An 18108-nucleotide genomic window follows, 5' to 3' on the forward strand; every position below is an offset into this window, starting at 1 on the left:
TTCTGGCCAAAGGGTCCAATCCGCGAGTTCACACCATGTCCAAGCGACACACGCTTCAGCATCCCGTCCGTGTGGTCACCGCCGCCAGCCTCTACGACGGCCATGACGCCGCCATCAACATCATGCGGCGGGTGTTCCAGGCCGCCGGCGCCGAGGTCATCCACCTGGGACACAATCGCAGCGTGCTGGAGATTGTGCGGGCCGCCGTGCAGGAGGATGCCCAGGCCGTGGCCGTCTCCAGCTACCAGGGCGGCCACGTCCTCTTCTTCAAATACATGAAGGAGTTGCTGGCGCAGCGGGGCGCCGGCCATGTGAAGATCTTCGGCGGGGGCGGCGGTGTCATCGTCCGGGCGGAGATCGAAGAGCTGCACGCCGCCGGCATTGATCGCATCTTCAGCCCCCAGGATGGCACCGAACTGGGTCTGGAGGGCATGATCGACCTCGCCCTCGCCCTGAGCGATTACGATCCCGCCTCCTTGCCGATGGCGGACCTGGAGGCCCGCGTCCTGGCCCGCGACGAGGCGGCCCTGGGCCGGGCCCTCACCCTCTGCGAAAGAGGCGCGGCCGGGGCCACGCCCCGACCTGAACTTGTCCAGCTTCTCGCGGCGGGCCGAGCCTCGTGCACACCGGTTGTCGGCATCACGGGAACGGGCGGCTCCGGCAAGAGCAGCCTCACCGATGAGATCCTCCGGCACTTTCAGGCCGCTTTCCCGGACAAGAGCGCGGCCGTGGTGAGCGTGGACCCCACCAAGCGCAAGAGCGGCGGGGCCCTGCTGGGGGACCGCATCCGCGTCAACAGCCTGACAGGGGAGAGGGTTCTCCTGCGGAGCCTGGCCACGCGCGGCAGCGGCAGCGAGTTGTCGGCCGCCACCGGCGACGCCGTCGCCCTGCTCAAGGCGGCCGGCTACGATCTGGTGCTGCTCGAGACCAGCGGCATCGGCCAGGGCAGCTCCGCGGTGGTGGACCTGGCCGACTTCTCGATCTACGCCATGACCGCCGAGTATGGCGCGGCCAGCCAACTCGAGAAGATCGACATGATCGACTTTGCCGACATGGTCGTGCTCAACAAGTACGAGAAGCGGGGCAGCGAGGACGCCCTGCGCGACGTGCGCCGCCAGTACCGCCGCGCCCACTCCATTTCCTGGGAGGTGCCGGACGAGGATCTGCCGGTGTTCGGCACGGTGGCCAGCCGCTTTGACTGCAACGGCACCAACTGGTTCTTCGACCGCTTGATGGAGGCCCTGGAATCGCGCTTCGGCGGCGGCTTTGCCCATGCGCCCTTGGCGCGGGACGCCCATGTGCTGCGTCGCCAGCTCATCCCCGAGGAGCGCACCACCTACCTGGCCGAGATCGCCCGCAGCGTCCGTGACTACAAGTCCCGCGTGGCGCGGGACGCCGAGCTGCTGCGCCGTCGCGCCCACCTGGCCTCCGCCATCGAGGAGCTGGACGGCGGACACGCCGCCCTGGAGCTTTCGGCCCGTCGGGCCGACCTCGAGCGCCAACTCCACCCCGCCACCCTGCCCGCCCTGGAGGAGTACCGCGCCACCGCCGCCTGCTACACGGGCGATGTCTACGAGTACACCGTGCGTGGCCAGGTCCACCGGCAGGACCTGACCCGCGGGAGCCTGTCCGGCACCCGCGTCCCGCGCGTGGCCCTGCCCCGCCTCAGCGACGAGGGCGATCTTTACCGCTTCGTGGCCCTGGAGAACCTGCCCGGCTTCTTCCCCTACACGGCGGGCGTCTTCCCCTTCAAGCGCCAGGGCGAGGATCCCACCCGCCAGTTCGCCGGCGAGGGTCCGCCCGAGCGCACCAACCGCCGCTTCCATTACTTGTCCAGGGACAGCGGGGCCAAGCGTCTGTCCACCGCCTTCGACAGCGTCACGCTCTATGGCGAGGACCCCGACGAACGTCCCGACATCTTCGGCAAGGTGGGCGAGAGCGGCGTCTCCATCTGCACGCTGGATGACATGAAGCGCCTCTACGCCGGCTTCGACCTCTCCGCGCCCAACACCAGCGTCTCCATGACGATCAACGGGCCGGCCCCCATGATCCTGGCCATGTATCTCAACACGGCCATCGACTTCGCCGTGGACAGGTTCCAGGCGGAACAGGGTCGCGCCCCCAACGCCGTGGAGCGCGCCGAGCTGCGCCGCCTCACGCTCTCCAGCGTGCGCGGCACGGTGCAGGCGGACATCCTCAAGGAGGACCAGGCCCAGAACACCTGCATCTTCTCCACCGAGTTCGCCCTCAAACTGATGGGCGACATCCAGGAGTGGTTCATCGCCCAGCAGGTGCGCAACTACTACAGCGTGTCCATCAGCGGCTACCACATCGCCGAGGCGGGGGCCAACCCCATCTCCCAGCTGGCCTTCACCCTGGCCAACGGCTTCACCTACGTGGAGTACTACCTGAGCCGCGGGATGGCGGTGGACGATTTCGCGCCCAACCTCTCCTTTTTCTTCAGCAATGGACTGGACCCGGAGTACAGCGTGATCGGCCGCGTGGCGCGCCGCATCTGGGCCGTGGCCATGCGCGAGGTCTACCGCGGCAATGAGCGCAGCCAGAAGCTCAAGTACCACATCCAGACCAGCGGCCGCAGCCTGCACGCCCAGGAGATGGATTTCAACGACATCCGCACCACGCTGCAGGCGCTGCTGGCCGTTTACGACAACTGCAACAGCCTGCACACCAACGCCTACGACGAGGCGGTGACCACCCCCACCGAGGAGAGCGTGCGTCGCGCCCTGGCCATCCAGCTCATTGTCAACCACGAGTTCGGTGTGACGAAGAACGAGAATCCGCTCCAGGGCTCCTTCCTCATGGAGGATCTGACGGAGCTGGTGGAGGAAGCCGTTCTTGCCGAGTTCGTCCGGCTGAGCGAGCGCGGTGGCGTGCTGGGCGCGATGGAGACCCAGTACCAGCGGAGCCGCATCCAGGAAGAGTCCATGCTCTATGAGTTGAAGAAGCAGTCCGGCGAGCTGCCCATCATGGGCGTGAACACCTTCCTGCGGCCCGGCGGCGACGAGGTGCCGGCGCACATGGAGCTGGCCCGGGCCAGCGACGAGGAGAAGGCGGGCCAGGTGACACGCCTGCGGGACTTCCAGGCCGCCCACGCCGCGGAAGCCGGCCCGGCCCTGGCGCGGCTCAAGGCGGTGGCGGCGGCGGGCGGCAACATCTTCGACGAGCTGATGGAGACGGTCCGCGTGGCCAGCCTGGGGCAGATCACGCGCGCCCTCTTCGAGGTGGGGGGCCAGTACCGGCGCAACATGTAGCGTCCCCCTTCCGACATTGGCGCCGTTTTTCCGGTGGCGCCGTCACTCCTTCCTCGCCACCTTGGCGCCATGCAAGCAGTCACCCTTCCTCCCCTTGATGAGATGTGGCGGGCCTTCGCTGGCCGCGACAGCAGCTACGACGGCATCTTCCTGGCCGCCGTGCGCACCACCGGGATCTTCTGCCGGCCGGGTTGCCCAGCCCGGACACCCCGGCGCGAGCACGTGGAGTTCTTCGCCCATGCCCGGGACGCGCTCTTCTCCGGTTACCGGCCCTGCCTGCGCTGCCGACCGCTGGAGGCCGCGGGCGCGCCGCCGGCGGACATTGGCGCCCTTCTCCAGCATGTGGAGGCGGACCCCGGTCGACGCTGGCGGGCGTCGGATCTGCGCGACCTGGGCCTGCATCCCGACCGTGTGCGGCGCTGGTTCCAGCAGCATCACGGCATGAGTTTCCACGCCTACGCCCGTGCCCGCCGGCTCGGCGGCGCGCTGGCGGCCATCCGGGAGGGGGGGACCGTGACACGCAGCGCATTCGACGCCGGCTACGAATCGCTCAGCGGCTTCAGCGAAGCCCTGCGCAAAGTGGCCGGGACGGGTCCGACGGCGGCGGCAGGGAGGCGGATCATCCACCTGCGACGCTTGGACAGTCCGCTGGGGCCGCTCCTGGCCGGCGCCGTGGATGAGGGACTCTGCTTGCTGGAGTTCGCCGGGCGCCGCATGCTGGAAGGTCAGCTGGCCACCCTCGCCCGGCACTTGCAGGCCATCTTCCTGCCTGGACCCCACCCCCTGCTCGACCAGGTCGAGGGGGAGCTGGCGGCCTACTTCGCCGGTGGCGGCGCGGGCTTCGCCACGCCCCTGCTCCTGCCGGGAACCGCTTTCCAGCGCCTGGTGTGGGACAAGCTGCGCCGCATCGAGCCCGGCACGACCATCAGTTACGGCGAACTGGCGGCACGAATCGGCCGGCCCTCCGCCTCGCGGGCGGTGGCCCGGGCCAACGGCGACAACCGGGTGGCCATCCTTGTTCCCTGCCACCGCGTCATCGGTGCCGACGGCCGCCTCACCGGCTACGGTGGTGGCCTCTGGCGCAAGCAGCGCCTGCTGGAGCTGGAGGGGCCAGGAGCCGGACTCTCCGCTCCGGCGGGTCAGCCGGCCGGCCGGGACGAAAGGGCCAGCCAGCGCAGGACGGTGTAGACCGAGCCGGCCACGAAAAGGCTGCCGAAGATGAGCTTGTTGTGGCGGGCCAGCCACTCGGGCAGATGGATGTCGAAGTTGTCCCGGCGGTCCTGTGTGTGTCGGGCCGCCACGTCGGTGAGCGGACAACGCCAGCGGTTGAGCAGCAGCACCAGGGTCTCACCCAGCACGCATCCGATGCAGAGCAGGGCCAAGCCCAGCCGCCCGGTGGCCGCGGCCAGTGGAATGGCCGCAACGCAGGTGGCGAAGAAAGCCCACACCACCGTGTGCAGCAGCTTGATCCGGCGCAAGGACCGCGCTCGATCCTCTGGTGAGACGCCTGCCGACACGCGGGGCGTCTACTTGCGCACCATCACCGTCGGATCGCCGAACAGCCCCGGATCCAGCAGGCGCCCGGCGAGGAAGGCCGCCATTTCGGCGCGGCTGCCCGTGAAAATCCAGCGGTCCTCCCGCCGGTCCAGCGGCGGATGTCCACCCAGGGCCAGCACGTTTTCCAGGGACTCGGGCCGCAGCGAACTAAGGCGCAGGGTGTCCCCGTCCACACTCCAAAGATGCAGGCCATGCATGGGCAGCAGGTACCAGCCGGCCGGACCCTCGTCCCAGGCGCCGGGCGCGGGCGACAGGTCCAGGAATCCCTGGCCGCCCACGTGGAAGCTGGCGGCGGCGAACTCGCTGGTGCGGCCCTTCTCCCGGTAGAGCAGGCGCAGGGTGTCGCCCGTGGCCATGAAAACCCAGCTCTCCTCATCCTCCGCATCCTGCCAGACACCCAGCAGGGCGGGGTCGGCCCCGCCGGCGCCCGCCTCATACCAGGGCTGGATGGAGTAGATGCACCCTCCCAACAGAAGCGTCAGCAGCCAGATGGCGGGCCACAGCTTGCGGATGAGGCCGCTCTTCCTTTGGTTGATCCCATGCTGATCCATCGGTTCATCCTCCTCTTCGTCCTGTTGCTTGCCCCCCTCGTGTCCGGGGACGAGGGTCAAAGCACGCCCTCGCCGGAGGGCGCTTCGCCAACCTTCCGCTATGATGCGGCGGTGGCCTCCTTCAACGCGGGACGCCACCAGGCCGCGGGGCGGGATTTCGAGGCCCTGCTGCGCGACCCGGCCCTGCCCGACGACCTGCGCGACAACTGCATGTACTGGCTGGGGGAGTCCCACTACGCGCGTCGACAGTGGCTGGACGCCCTCGCCTGCTTCCAGAAGGTGTTGGAGCACGTCCAATCCAACAAGGAGGAGGATGCCCGCCTGAAGATCGCCCTCTGCTGGCTCAACCTGGGAGACACGGGTCGCGCCTGCCGGGAGGCCCGCGCCCTGGTGGAGCGCTTCCCGGATTGCGAGGCGGCGCCCCGCGCCCGTCGCCTGCTGGAGCGTTGCCCGCGCAGTGATTGAGCAGGCTCCGCCCCCGCGCGTCCCTGGATGCCGCCCTGCCCTCGGCGGCAATCCCGCCCGCCCCCTGCTCGTGTTGTCGGCCGCTCTCCTGGGCCTGCTGCTGCTGGCCGGCCCTTTGCTGCACCAGGGCGACAGCGGCGAGGCGGCGGGTTCGCCGGAACCACCCCGTCCTGCCATCGTCATCGCGCCCATCGGGCCTTTGCTGGCGGAGCGCACCCGCTTCACCGCCGGATTCGGCGAGCCGCGCAGCCTGCGCCTGCATGCCGGCGTGGACTTCTCCACCAACCAGCGCACGGGCATGCCCGTGCTGGCGCCGGCCGGGGGCTGGCTCTCGCGCATCGCCGCCGACTACACGGGTTATGGCCTGCAGCTCATGCTGACCGACTCCCTGGGCCGCCGCCACCTCTTCGCCCATTTGAAGGCCTTTCGCGCGGACGTGGAGGCGGAGCTGGAGCGCCTGCGCCAGGAAAGCGGCCTCTACCCGCAGCTCCTGCATCCCCACCCCGGCGCCTTCCCGGTACGTGGCGGCGAGGTGATCGCCTGGAGCGGCGACACGGGCATCGGCTCCGCCCATCTGCATTATGAGCTGCGCTCCACCGACGAGGACCGCTGCTGGAATCCCCTCCGCCACGGGATGGCTCTGCCCGACAACCTGCCCCCCGCCATCGAGGGGCTGGCCCTGGTCCCGCTGATGGTCGGCTCCCGCGTGGAGGGAGGACTCTTCCCGCACCGCCTGGCGCCGCTCCAGTCAGGCTCCGGGCGCTACCAGGCGCCCGACACGTTGGACTGCCAGGGAGCGGTGGGGCTTGCCCTCCAGGTCATCGACCGCCTGCCCGGCACGGGAGGCCGCCTGCCCGTCTGGAGGGTGGCGCTGGTGGAGGAGGGCGACACCCTCTTCAACATCCGCCTGGATTCCTTTCCCCTGGACCACAACCCGCAGAGCGGACGCCTCTTCCACCGATGGTTGAAGTGGGAGAGCGGGCAGCACCACATGCGGCTCTGGGGAGATGGCGGTGGACTGGGCTTGTGGGACCAGGCGGCGGGCGACGGCGTCCTGCGCCCCGATCCGACCCGCCCCCTGCGTCACCTGGAGATCCTGGTCTGGGACGCCGCGGAGAACCCGGCCCGGCTCAACCTGCTGCTCCGGCAGCGACCCGGCCGCCCGCTGGATCCCGTCTTCTCGGCCGGACGGGCCGGCGGCCAGGCTGGAGAGAAGGAGAAGGCGGCCTGGTCCCTGTTCCCCTTGCCGGATGGCCTGCATCTGCGCCTGGCGCCGCTGCCGGCCTCGGCCGCCGCGCGATGCCCCGTGCTGGTGGCCGGAGCGGACACGCTGCGCGCATGGGGCCAGTGGCGCGCTCGCGGCTGGGAATGGGCGCTGGACAAAGGGGAGGAAGCCCGCGCCCTGGCCCACGGCCAATTGGAAGTGGGGGACCGGCGGGATCTGCCGACGCTGGCGCTGCGGGGATTGCGCCTGGAACCTGATCGGGCGGTCCGCTGGCGACACCCGGATGGCGGCCTGGGCATCGTGGCCGACAGCGCAACAGTGGAGCAATCCACCCTGCTCCTCGTCAACGGTTGGCGTGACGCCCGGCGACCCTTCACCCTGGATCCCCCCCACCTGCAACTGGAGCGGCCCCTGACGCTGGAGCTGGAGTTGGAAGCCTGGCCGGCTGACGACTGGGCGGAGCTGGCTCTTTTCCAGGCGGGAGCGAAGGGACAGCCGGCCTCCCTCGTCGCGGGAGGGGGCGGGCGCGAACGCAACCTGTTCAGGACGACGGTGGGGCGCACGGGCGACTATGTCCTCCACGCGGACCGGAGCGGCCCTGCCGTCACGCTGCACAAGCCGGGTACGAAGTCCGGCCGCCATCCGACCCGGCCCACCCTCGTCTGGACCATCGGGGACGACCCGTCCGGCATTGCCAACGTGGAGCTGCGCGAGGGCGGACGGCGCCACTATCCGCATTATGAACCGGATACGCGGCGGGTGGAGTTCAGGCCGGATCGGCCCTGGGATCCGGGCGAGCATGAAGTGGAGCTGCGCGTGCGGGATCGCTCCGGCAACGAGACCATCCTGTCGTCCACCATCCGGATCGCCAAGCCCTGATCCTGGCAAGGCGCAACTGATCGGCGATTGTCACTTGACTCTCTGCGGATTCGAGTTATATTGTCAAAGTGCTAACAGTTTTGAATCTGAACCGCCCCGAGATTGTGGCAGAACAGTTCAATACTATAGCCCAATCTGTCGATGGAAGGGTCGGCGTGACAGGATCGCAGGGGCGCTGGACGCCTCACGCGCCAACAGGAACCACCTTGTCTCGCTACATTCTGTTAGCCAAGTAACACCAGGAAGGTGTCATGGCAATGCACTCCACAGCAGGCGGTTCTTGGCGCATCCTTGTTGCCGTGCTGGCCATGGTGATGCTGCAAGGCTGCGAGCGCATCAGTCCAGTGGGGCGGGATCCCGCCCTGGGCGCTGATGCCGTTGTCCTCACCTGCGAGAGCTGTCATACCACCCGCTCCTACCTGCGCCGGCTGGCCCTGGAAGAGGAGAGCGGCGGCGGTGGGGGCGGTGGCTGAGGCGGCTCGGTGGCTCCGTTGGAGCCATTCGAGAAGGTGTTCATCAACGCCGCCAGCTACGCCGAGGTGGATCCCCGCCACGCGGCCATCGGCTGCGTCACCTGCCACGGCGGCACGGAGCCGGTGGTGGCCGCCAGCGAGGCGCGGGACGACCTTTGGGTGGCCATGGCGTCCGCCCACGAGTTCACGGTGGAATACACGGGCAACGGCACCGTCATCCGGCGCAAGCCGGCGGTCAAGGGCGTGGTGCGCGATCCCTCCGCCCAGGCCGAGCTGAACTGCAATGGAGCGGGATGCCACTCCACCATCGTGGAGCTGAACGCCACCTCCATGCACACGCAGCTCTGGGGAGAGAAACACAAGGTGGCCCTGCGCGCCGGCTACGAGCGCTTCGAGGACTGCCCGCAGCTGCTCAAGGACGGCTACAACGGCGAGTGCACCAGCTGCCACACCACGTGCGGCCAGTGCCATGTCTCGCGGCCCAACTCCGTGCACGGCGGCCTCCTGGAGAGTCACCGTTTCAAGCGCACGCCGGAGATCGAGAACAACTGCACGGCCTGCCACGGCAGCCGCGTGGGCAACGACTTCACCGGCCACCTGGAGGGCAACCAGCCCGACGTCCATTACGACCTGGGCTATGACTGCTTCTTCTGTCACCGGGAGAACCTGCATGGGGATGGGCGGATGGACTACACCACCCGCTATGAAGTGGCAGGCCTGCCGCAGTGTGTCAATTGCCACCAGCTGGCGTCCGACGACAACCTCTTCCACGAATACCATTGGCCCAGCGGCAATTCCATCGAAGAGGGCCTTTCCTGCCACGTCTGCCACAGCCAGCCCTACACCAATTGTCTCAACTGCCATGCGGGCGGGGTGTGGAGCAGCGGCAATCCCGAGGGCTACGCCGAGTACGGCGACTTCCGCATCGGGCGCAACACGGGGCAGTGGCCCAACCATCCCGTCTCCAAGGAGGAGTGGGTGACGGTGCGTCACATCCCGGTCATCAAGGACGGATTCCGGGAGTGGGGCTGGCCCGTCCTGGACAACTGGGTCGCCTTCGAGACCTGGGAGTACGCCAGCCCGCACAACATCCAGCGCTACACGCCGCAGACGGAGATCGCGCTGGTCAATCCCGCCTATTCCATGGCCGACTGCTGGATGAACTGCCATGTGCAGGGTCCGCACGAGACGGTGAACGCCGGTCGCTTCCTGTGGTTGAGCCATTTGGACAGCCTGAAGCACCACGTGACCGGCCTGGAGGACGCGGACGAATACGTGCGGGCCAACCGGCGGGTGGCGGTGGATGACAGCATCAGCCGTTATTGGAACCGCCACTAAGGGTCTGCCGGGCTTGGGCATGCCGCTGGTTGAGTGAAATTGATTGAAGGAGCGCATGTGGGACGACACATTCACCTGTGTGCGATGGTTTTCGCCAGCGGGCTGCTGCTAGGCCTTGGCTGCTCAGATGACGAAGACGCCAACGCCAGGCCTCAAATCCAATCCCTGACGGCCAGCAACTTGAATCCGGCCCCGGCGGAGACGATCACCTTGACCTGTGAGGCGACGGATGCCGACGGCGACGAGTTGTCCTACGCCTGGCGGGCCAACGGACTCCCTTTCGGGGCCGATGCCGCCCAGGTCCAGTGGCAAGCGCCGGCGTCCAGCGGCCTGGTCACAGTGTCGGTCACGGTGTCGGACGGCATCGACACGGCCAGTCGCTCACTTCCGATCCAGGTCGGGCAGAACGAGTTCGCCCTGCTCACGGGCGTGACCGATCCCTCCTTTCCGGCCTGGAACGTCGATTGGCTCAAGGAGCCGACCTACGTCTACAACCATCAGGCGCAGCTCTTCATCGTTGATCTGCGCAGCTCGCTCGCCTACGCCAACGGCCACATCACGGGCGCCCGCAACACCAGCGTGGCCAACCTGGCCGCCTATGTCGCCGCCAACAACTCGGGGGGAGATGAGATCGCCCTGGTCTGCGACACAGGCCAGATCGCCGCCTTCGCCGCCATGGGCTTGCGCATGCTGGGGCACGACGCCTTCTGCATGAAATGGGGCATGGCCGGGTGGAACGATCTGCTGGCAGGGCCGTGGGATTCCGGCATCAGCAATCAATACGCGAACATCATGTCCAACAGCGCCAGCCCGAACCTGCCCGTCAACAACTGGCCGACCCTGGCCACCGGGTTGTCCAGCGGACAAGCCATCCTGCAGGCGCGCGTGGCGGCCATCTTCGCCGAGGGGTTCGGGAACAACGTGATCAACGCCTATGAAGTGATGGACAGCCCTGGCACCTATCACATCCACAACTACTGGGTGACCCAGGACTACGAGGATGTCGGACACATCGCCGGCAGCTACCAGTTGACACCGGGCGCCGTCACCACGGCCACCGCCCTGTCCGCCCTGCACCCCACTCAAATCAACGTCTTGTACTGCTGGACAGGCCATACCAGCGCATTCGTCGGCTTCTACCTCAATGTCTTGGGGTACGACCTTCTGAGCATGCGGTTCGGGGCCAACGCCCTCATGCATGACGACCTGCCCCGGGAGCGGTGGGTGCATCAAGGGCACAACTTCCCGACGGTCACCAACTGACCAGGCCGGGGCCGTGGCGTGACGTCGCCAATAGATGACGCGGGGAGACCTTGACCTTCTCCGATCTTTCTTGGACGAAGCGGGCGGCGCTGGTGGCAGCGCTGCTTGTCGGCCTCATGTATGCGACGACAGGGATCGCTCCCGCCGCCGATCCCGGCAAGTCCTCCTGCGGGCTGTGCCTGCCCCTTTCGACCGCTCGCGCCGAGGCGCCGCCGCCGCCGGTCCACCATCATGTGAGCATCCCCGGCAAGGTCAACCCGCACGGGCGGAGCGGCCGCTGCGCCTCCTGCCACCTGCCCGGCCGCGAACCGGCGGCCGAGAGCTGGCGTCCCGGCGCCTGCCTGGAATGCCATGACGCCCAGGCCCACCTGCGGGCGATCCATCCCACGGACTTCGCGGGGGACAGCCCGAAAGCGCCTGCCTTCGCCGGGGCGCCCCTGCAGGATGGCCGCTCCACCTGCCTGACCTGCCATGCCGTCCACTGCGCCCCGGAGACCAGGCACCGCGTCTCGCGGGAGAACCGCAGCATGCTGCGCGGCGGCCCCTGGCCCCGGGAGACGGATTTCTGCTACCAGTGCCACGACCGCGGCCTCTACCAACCGGTCAATCCCCATCTTGCCGGAGCGGAGGGCCGGGTCTGCTGGTACTGCCATGTTGGCAGCGGAGGGACGGGCCCCGTCCCGGGCACCGACCTGCAGTTGCTGCAGGGCGAGCTGTGCCTGAAGTGCCACAAGGACGTCAAGCACGAGCGGGAGCACATGGGCCGCTCGGTGCTGCACAACCGGCTGAAGATGGACACGGCCGCCGCGCTGGCGAGCTTCCAGGCCGGGAGTGGCGTCGTGCTGCCCCTGGATCCCGAGGGCCGGGTGGCCTGCGCCACCTGCCACAGCCCCAATCCCGCCTGCTCGCGGGGCGCACCGCCGGCCTCGAAGCTGCTGCGGGCAGCCAAGGAACGGATCTGTTATGCCTGTCATGACTTGTAGTCGACCGCGGGTCCGTCCGGGCTGCCGGCTTTTGCCCATGCTGCTCGTACTGGCGGCAACGGTGACAGCCCATGCCCGCCTGGCGGACTCCGAGAACTGCGAGCTGTGCCACGGTCTGCCGCTGCTGGCACGCCTCGACGAAGGGGGCCAGCTGCGGCTCTTCGAGGTCAGCGCCACCATGGTGCAGCACTCTTCGCACCGCGGCATCGGCTGCCGGGACTGTCACAGCGACATCGACGCCTTTCCCCACCCCGAGCGCGTCCAGCCTGTGGATTGCGGCAAGACCTGTCACGTCAACCGGCCCTTCGAACTGACCGTCTTCTCCCACCGCGCCGAGGTGGAAGCGCTGGCCCTCAGTATCCACGGCCGCAACGACAAGGAGAACGAGGAGACCAACGCCGCCAAGCCCACCTGCAAGTACTGCCACGGCAGCCACCTGATGGCCCAGCCATCCCAGCGGGTGCAGGAGCAGGCGCGGCACTGTGCCAGTTGCCACGACGGCAACTCCCTGGAGAGCGTCATCGAGCATGTGGACCGCCACACCTCCCACCGCAGCGCCGAGAACTCGATCAACATCGTCAAGCTCTGCGCCAGCTGCCATGGGGACGCCACCCTGATGGAGAGCGTCAATTTGAGCAGCACGCAGGTGGCGGGGTTCCAGCATCACTTCCACGGCAAGGCGATGCGGCGCGGTCTGGACGGAGTGGCCAATTGCGCCGATTGCCACACCAGCCACCTGGTGTTGCCCCAGGACGACCCGGCGTCCACCCTCTCGACGGCGAACATCCGCCAGACATGCGGCACCGTCAATTGCCACGTCAATCCCAGCCTCGAATTCGCCCGCTCGGCCATTCATTCGCAGCCCACGATGAAAAGCAATCCCGTCGTCTACGCCGTGAGCTGGGGATTCATCCTGCTCACGGCCATCACCATGGCCCTGCTTTTCAGCCACATCCTGCTGGATTTTGGCCGCTGGCTGCACGACCGCTTCACGACGGGAGGGCGCCATGAGGGTAAGTGACCGCATCCGCGTCATCGGCGAACGCCGCGAGTATCTGCGCTTCACCACTTCGCAACGCCTGCAGCACGTCTTCATGTTCGTGCCCTTCACCGTCCTGGTGGTGACGGGCTTTCCCATCAAGTTCCCTGACAGCTCTTTCTGGACCTGGGTGGTGGACGTGTTCGGGGGAATTGGAAACATCCGCAGCCTGCACCGCATCGCCGCGGTGGTGATGATCGTCGACTTCTGCTTCCATGTCGTCTATATGCTGTTCAACATCGTTCGCAACCGCACGAGAGTGAAGGACATGCATCTGCTGCCCGACCGGCAGGACCTGCGCGACATCCGGGACAACCTGCGCCACTTCCTGTTCCTCACGGACGAGCGGCCGCGCTTCCGCCGCTTTTCCTACCTGGAGAAGTTCGACTACTGGGCGGTCTTCTGGGGCATGTTCATCATGGCCGGCAGCGGACTCATCCTCTGGCATCCGGAGGAGGCGGGGCGCTGGCTGCCCGCCTCGGCGATCCAGATCGCTTACGTGGCGCACAGCGACGAGGCGCTCCTCGCCTTCCTCGCCATCGTCATCTGGCACTTCTACAACGTGCACTTCAATCCCCGCGTCTGGCCGGCCAACAAAGTGTGGTACAAGGGCGCCCTGTCCGAGGAGCGCATGCGGGAGGAGCACCCCCGGGAGCTTGAGGAGATTCTCGAACAACTGAAGCGGGGCCGGCAGCGGCGGCACGACGATGTGGGCGATGGTCAAGGGCCACAGGACGGCCGGGACGGTGGGGCATGAACACCAGAGCCGTGGGACGGATCCTTTACGCCCTGGCCGTGTTCGCCGTGGGCAGCGCCATTTCCATCCTCTTGGTGCGATGGGCGAATCAGCCCCACCGCGCGGACGAGGAGGCGGCCCCGGACAAGCGCCAGTTCGCCGACCACATCCGCCAGTTGGAGAGCTGGTTCGAGGATTACCGCAACCAGGAGCGGCACTTCCACACCATCGAGATCCACCCCCTGCTTCCTCTGGGACAGCAAGAGGCCTGCCTGACCTGCCATCCCCTCTTCCCGCACACCAAGGATGCCAAGCGCCGGGCCTTCTACAACCAGCACTCCCACTTCCTCAGCTGCCTGGCCTGCCACCTGGACGACGAATCGAGGGGAAGGACGCGCCTGGAGTGGACCACCTTCGGGGTTGAGAACTCGATCACGGCCCGCGGCCCCTACGGACTGGAACGTCTGGAGAACGGCGGTCTGACGGGCGCGGGGAACTATATAAGCCGGATGGTGCCTGTGCTGTCCGCAGGTGGAAGCTCCACGCTGCTCTTCACTCCCTACGACGACAAGCGCTACCAGGCCTTCCGCGCCGACGCCGAGGGCGGACTTGAGATCGATGAGGCCGAATTCCGGGAGTTCGCCGAGGAGCATGTGGGCGACAAGCCGCTGGCCTGCCTGTCTTGTCATGCCCCGGAGACGGAGTTCCCCTGGAGCCCCCTCGGCTTCAGCCAGGGCCGCATCCACGAGTTGACACACTCCGCCGCGGTGGGCATGGTGGAGAACTACGAGCCATTCCACTTCCCGATCCTGGAGGACTGATGAGCCGCGTGCCCATCCCCATCCTGCTCCTGGCCCTGCTGTTGGCGGGGCTGGCCCGTGCCCAGGACACGCGGTTCGATCCGGAGAACTGCCTTTACTGCCACGGCAAGCCGTGGATGGCGGTGCTGGATTCGGCGGGGGTCCGCAACTTCCACATCGACGAGAACGTCCACCGGGAGTCCGTCCATGGGCGCTTCGCCTGCCGGCAGTGCCATGTGGACATCGACCAGGTGCCGCACCGCACGCCTGTGCAGAAGGTGAACTGCGCCGTCGCCTGCCATGTGATCGACCCCTACACGGGCAGGGACTTCAGCCATCTCCAGATGGCCCAGGATCTGGCCAACTCCGTGCACGGCAAGTCGGGCAAGGGTGCCCTCGACCACCGCAAGCCGGTCTGCAAGGACTGCCACGTCAATTCCATCTACTGGCAGAAGCTGCCGAGCAACCTGGAGCGGGCCAGGAACAAGTGCCTGGCCTGCCACGAGAACTACAACGAGCTCGAGGGGGACTTCAAACACCTGGCCCTGCACATCAGCGAGAGCGAGTACTGGCGCACCCAGAAAAACTTCGAGGCCTGCATCCGCTGCCACACGGACAACGAACTGGTGTCGGACAGCCTGGCCACCCTGCTCATTGACGGGACGATGGTCTCCAGCTTCCTCAAGTCCTTCCACGGGCGCGGCTTCAGTTTCGGTGACCGCCGCAGCCCGGTGTGCGCGGACTGCCACGGCTACCACAAGGTGCTGAGCCACACGGACGAGCGATCCATGATCCACTCGTCCAACCTGCGGCAAACCTGCAGCGCCACGGGCTGCCACGACGGCGCCACCGTCGCCTTCGCCACGGCCGGCTCCATGCACGACCTTTACCAGGGCGTCAAGGTGCACGTGTTGGTGTGGGTGAAGCGGGTGTACATCTGGCTCATCGTGCTCACCATCGGCGGCATGATGCTGCACAACCTGCTGGACTGGTGGTCCTGGCGCCGCCATCGCAAGGCCCACGCCGCAGCCGCGGCGAAGGCGGAGCAGGCGGGGGCGGTGCGCCGCGTCTTCCGGCGCTTGACGCCCGCGGAGCGCATCTCCCACGTCATCATGTTCGTCAGTTTCACGCTGCTCGCCCTCACCGGCGTCATCCTGTGGATTCCACCGGAGCGCTTCGGCACGCTGACGCACTGGGTGTATTTCATGCCGGTGCGCGACTGGAGCCACCGGGTGGCGGCCATCATGCTGACGCTGGTCAGCGTCTACCACGTGGGCTACGCCCTCTTCACCCGGCGCGGGCGCGCCTTGCTGGGGACCATGCTGCCTGGTCCCTCCGACATCCGCCTCTTCTTCCACAACCTGGCCTTCATGCTGGGCAGGCGGAAGGACAGGCCCCCCTTCGGTTTCTTCAATTACAGCGAGAAGATGGAGTACTGGGCCTTCGCCTGGGGCTCCCTCGTCATGACCGCCACCGGCATCATCCTGTGGTGGGAGCACCTGGGCAGCAAGTTCATCGTGGATCTTGCCCGCCTGGTCCACTCCCTGGAAGCGATCCTGGCCGTGGCGGCCATCGTCGTCTGGCACTTCTGGAATGTCCACTGGAAGCCGGCCCGCTGGCCCATGAGCGAAGTGTGGATCGACGGCAGGATGGGCGAGGAGGACATGGAGGAGGAACACGGCGCGCTGATGGCGGCGGACGCCGTGACGACCCACGGATCGATTCTCATGCAGGAGGTGACGGGAACACCGGAGCGCCGCCGCCACACCCGCAAGGTGCTGGCCCGCACCCTGGGCTGGTCTTTTCTCACGTTGACCATTCTCACCTGCGCGGCGATGGTCTGGTCCTTCCGTCTCTACCTCGGCTTGGGTGGAAGGGACTCCGACACCATGGTCGCCCAGTGGCTGAAGCGTCCCCTGGCCGACAAGGAGGCCGCCCTCGCCGATCCCACCTACCCGCTGCGGGTGGCCCACGAGGACGTGGACTGGCGGCACCGCCGCTTCCACGACCAGCAACCGGTGGTGGTGGAGGACAGCCAGTTGCGCCGCAGCGAGTGCCTGCTTTGCCACTCCCTGCTGCCGCATCAGGGGAATGTCAAGACCCGGTCCTACATCAATCTGCACAGCCGCTTCATGTCCTGCGAGGGCTGCCACGCGCATCCCGTGGATCGGCAGCCTTCCAACTGGGCCTGGCTGGACCTGCGCCGCAACCCCGCCGGTCAACCGGACCTGCCCTACAAACTACTGTCGGAGCCCGCGGGCACGGGTCTGGGAAATTACACAAGCCTTCTGGGCCTGAAAGTGGATGGCGCCCACCTCTTTGCCGACCTGGACAGCGAGCGGGCCCGCGAGTACCTGGGCGGCACGGCGCCCATGACCCAGGCCCGCATGAAAGAGACGAAGGACCGCTTCCACGACCGCATCCGGGCGGAACCGGGGTCCGGCGCCCAGTGCAGCGAGTGCCACGCCGCCGAGGGAGGCCTCCTCGACTACCAAGCCCTGGGCTTTGATGAAGGCAGAATCCGCCAACTGCGCAGCAGCGCCATAACCGCGAGCGTGACCGACAATGAAATCTTCTATCTGCCGCCGGCCTACTGAGCGCCGGACATCGCTTCACCTTGTCGCCCTGGTGCTGGCCGCCCTCATGGTGCGCGTCGCGGCGGCCGTCGAGGTGCGTGTTCTCCAGAACCTGTCGGCGGGGACGACTTATCCCACCGATCTGGCGGCGGACGCCCGCGCCAACGCCTATGTGGTGGACGGACTCAACAAGCGAGTCGTCGTGCTGAGTCCGCAGGGCCAGGTCCTGCGCGAGATCACACACGAGGCCTTCGTCAATCCGGTGGGCAACGACGTCTGGCAGGACCGTCTCTACGTCAGCGATCCGGAGGCGGGCGCCATCTTCATCATGACCCTGGACGGCCGCCTCCTGCAGACCATCGAGATGCCCGGAAACTGCGATCCGGTGGACGTGCTGGCCCTGGAGGACAAGCTGGTGGTGTCGGACAACGACAACCATCGCCTGCTCTTCATCAGCTACGACGGCGCGCTGCTCAAGGCGATCGGGCGTGGCGCCGAACAGGTCCGTCCCATGCGCCGCATGGCCGGTATGACCCTGCCCGACGGCCGGCCCGGCGACCGGGTCGAGGAGTTCAAGTTTCCCGGCATCCTCTCCCGGCACCAGAACGGCTTCATGGTGATCGATGTGCTGGGCGGCCGCATCCAGGCCTACACGCGGCTGGGGAACTTCGACCGGATGGTGGGCAGCTTCGGTACCGATGGCGACCGCCTCTACCGGCCCAAGGGTGCCTGCGCCTGCTGGAACGGCAAGGGCCTGCTCATCACGGACAGCTACATGGGCATGGTCCATGCCTATGACGAGTTCGCCCAAAGCCAGGGCCTGCTCACCCTGAAAGGCCAGCCCTGGCGGCTGGAGGGTCCCACGGCCATCGTCTGCTGCGGCGAATCCTGGTGGATCGTGGACAGCAAGGCGAGCCGCATCCTGCGCTTCGACATTCCTTGAGGTGGTGG

Annotated in this window: 15 protein-coding genes; 13 read left to right on the plus strand and 2 right to left on the minus strand. The window is 67.4% G+C overall.

Going from position 1 to position 18108, the window contains the following annotated elements; genetic code table 11:
• Nucleotides 1-35 precede the first annotated feature (35 nt).
• Together Q8O14_08540 and Q8O14_08545 are read left to right on the plus strand one after the other, a co-directional pair.
• Nucleotides 36-3272, plus strand: a complete 3237-nt coding sequence (locus tag Q8O14_08540) for a methylmalonyl-CoA mutase family protein (GenBank protein MDP2360786.1) — start codon at nt 36-38, stop codon at nt 3270-3272.
• A 69-nt stretch (nt 3273-3341) separates the two neighbouring features.
• A complete protein-coding gene (locus tag Q8O14_08545; GenBank protein MDP2360787.1) occupies nt 3342-4460 on the plus strand; it encodes a methylated-DNA--[protein]-cysteine S-methyltransferase in 1119 nt (372 codons plus the stop codon).
• Here the strand turns inward: Q8O14_08545 and Q8O14_08550 are convergent.
• Nucleotides 4412-4750, minus strand: a complete 339-nt coding sequence (locus Q8O14_08550; protein ID MDP2360788.1) for a hypothetical protein — start codon at nt 4748-4750, stop codon at nt 4412-4414. The genes Q8O14_08545 and Q8O14_08550 overlap by 49 nt on opposite strands.
• 48 nt (nt 4751-4798) lie before the next feature.
• The gene (locus tag Q8O14_08555; protein ID MDP2360789.1) at nt 4799-5380 is read right to left on the minus strand and encodes a hypothetical protein; all 582 of its coding nucleotides are present in this window, start codon (nt 5378-5380) and stop codon (nt 4799-4801) included.
• On the opposite strand from Q8O14_08555, the gene Q8O14_08560 reads away from it, so the two are divergent.
• The 11 genes from Q8O14_08560 (at nt 5369) to Q8O14_08610 (ending at nt 18100) form a co-directional block, all read left to right on the plus strand.
• Nucleotides 5369-5845 (plus strand): tetratricopeptide repeat protein, encoded by a 477-nt coding sequence (locus tag Q8O14_08560; GenBank protein ID MDP2360790.1) that lies wholly within the window; start codon nt 5369-5371, stop codon nt 5843-5845. The genes Q8O14_08555 and Q8O14_08560 overlap by 12 nt on opposite strands.
• Nucleotides 5838-7949 (plus strand): M23 family metallopeptidase, encoded by a 2112-nt coding sequence (locus Q8O14_08565; protein MDP2360791.1) that lies wholly within the window; start codon nt 5838-5840, stop codon nt 7947-7949. Before Q8O14_08560 ends, Q8O14_08565 begins: the two co-directional genes overlap by 8 nt.
• Before the next feature lie 251 nt (nt 7950-8200).
• Nucleotides 8201-8422 (plus strand): hypothetical protein, encoded by a 222-nt coding sequence (locus Q8O14_08570; GenBank protein ID MDP2360792.1) that lies wholly within the window; start codon nt 8201-8203, stop codon nt 8420-8422.
• 9 nt (nt 8423-8431) lie between these two features.
• Complete coding sequence (locus tag Q8O14_08575; protein ID MDP2360793.1) at nt 8432-9760, plus strand: hypothetical protein; 1329 nt, start codon at nt 8432-8434, stop codon at nt 9758-9760.
• A gap of 180 nt (nt 9761-9940) precedes the next feature.
• On the plus strand, nt 9941-11023 hold the full coding sequence (locus tag Q8O14_08580; protein MDP2360794.1) for a rhodanese-like domain-containing protein: 1083 nt from the start codon (nt 9941-9943) through the stop codon (nt 11021-11023).
• Nucleotides 11024-11115: 92 nt separating this feature from the next.
• Entirely contained in the window at nt 11116-12006 is an 891-nt protein-coding gene (locus Q8O14_08585; protein ID MDP2360795.1) for a cytochrome c3 family protein, read from the plus strand.
• Nucleotides 12007-12043: 37 nt separating this feature from the next.
• Complete coding sequence (locus Q8O14_08590) at nt 12044-13027, plus strand: hypothetical protein (protein ID MDP2360796.1); 984 nt, start codon at nt 12044-12046, stop codon at nt 13025-13027.
• A complete protein-coding gene (locus tag Q8O14_08595; GenBank protein ID MDP2360797.1) occupies nt 13014-13802 on the plus strand; it encodes a cytochrome b/b6 domain-containing protein in 789 nt (262 codons plus the stop codon). Before Q8O14_08590 ends, Q8O14_08595 begins: the two co-directional genes overlap by 14 nt.
• Nucleotides 13799-14602 (plus strand): hypothetical protein, encoded by an 804-nt coding sequence (locus Q8O14_08600; protein MDP2360798.1) that lies wholly within the window; start codon nt 13799-13801, stop codon nt 14600-14602. Before Q8O14_08595 ends, Q8O14_08600 begins: the two co-directional genes overlap by 4 nt.
• A complete protein-coding gene (locus Q8O14_08605) occupies nt 14602-17178 on the plus strand; it encodes a cytochrome b/b6 domain-containing protein (protein ID MDP2360799.1) in 2577 nt (858 codons plus the stop codon). The genes Q8O14_08600 and Q8O14_08605 overlap by 1 nt, the downstream gene beginning before the upstream one ends.
• A gap of 31 nt (nt 17179-17209) precedes the next feature.
• A complete protein-coding gene (locus Q8O14_08610; protein ID MDP2360800.1) occupies nt 17210-18100 on the plus strand; it encodes a hypothetical protein in 891 nt (296 codons plus the stop codon).
• Nucleotides 18101-18108: the final 8 nt, after the last annotated feature.

It is taken from the genome of bacterium (genome assembly GCA_030685015.1).
In the GTDB taxonomy this organism is placed as follows: Bacteria; CAIWAD01; CAIWAD01; order CAIWAD01; family CAIWAD01; genus CAIWAD01.

Bases quoted from the DNA above. Each gene is read 5' to 3' on its own strand.
- Q8O14_08540 (MDP2360786.1), top strand. From the start codon at position 36: ATGTCCAAGCGACACACGCTTCAGCATCCCGTCCGTGTGGTCACCGCC.
- Q8O14_08545 (MDP2360787.1), top strand. From the start codon at position 3,342: ATGCAAGCAGTCACCCTTCCTCCCCTTGATGAGATGTGGCGGGCCTTC.
- Q8O14_08560 (MDP2360790.1), top strand. From the start codon at position 5,369: ATGCTGATCCATCGGTTCATCCTCCTCTTCGTCCTGTTGCTTGCCCCC.
- Q8O14_08555 (MDP2360789.1), bottom strand. From the start codon at position 5,380: ATGGATCAGCATGGGATCAACCAAAGGAAGAGCGGCCTCATCCGCAAG.
- Q8O14_08570 (MDP2360792.1), top strand. From the start codon at position 8,201: ATGGCAATGCACTCCACAGCAGGCGGTTCTTGGCGCATCCTTGTTGCC.
- Q8O14_08590 (MDP2360796.1), top strand. From the start codon at position 12,044: ATGCTGCTCGTACTGGCGGCAACGGTGACAGCCCATGCCCGCCTGGCG.
- Q8O14_08595 (MDP2360797.1), top strand. From the start codon at position 13,014: ATGAGGGTAAGTGACCGCATCCGCGTCATCGGCGAACGCCGCGAGTAT.
- Q8O14_08600 (MDP2360798.1), top strand. From the start codon at position 13,799: ATGAACACCAGAGCCGTGGGACGGATCCTTTACGCCCTGGCCGTGTTC.
- Q8O14_08605 (MDP2360799.1), top strand. From the start codon at position 14,602: ATGAGCCGCGTGCCCATCCCCATCCTGCTCCTGGCCCTGCTGTTGGCG.